The 218-nt window shown below is 59.6% G+C and carries 1 protein-coding gene; it reads left to right on the top strand.

Annotated features, from left to right (window positions below):
- Positions 1 to 218: ribonucleotide-diphosphate reductase subunit beta (locus ACL9RJ_RS33305; protein ID WP_422766026.1), on the top strand; the 218-nt coding region annotated here is incomplete at both ends.

Here is a 218-nt window from a genome sequence, read left to right as displayed (position 1 = left end):
GATGAAAAGCGCATGATCAACTGCCGCGCCGACCTCAACCAGCTCGTCCCCTTCAAGTACGACTGGGCCTGGCAGAAATACCTCGACGGTTGTGCCAACCACTGGATGCCGCAAGAGGTCAACATGACCGCCGACATCTCTCTGTGGAAAAACCCGGAAGGCCTGACCGACGACGAGCGCCGCATCGTCATGCGCAACCTCGGCTTCTTCTCCACCGC

This window comes from Pseudomonas sp. Mn2068 (assembly GCF_049319725.1).
GTDB lineage: Bacteria > Pseudomonadota > Gammaproteobacteria > Pseudomonadales > Pseudomonadaceae > Aquipseudomonas > Aquipseudomonas gingeri.
The sequence above is the reverse complement of the archived record's forward strand: the minus strand, read 5'-3'. Positions and strand labels throughout refer to the sequence as shown.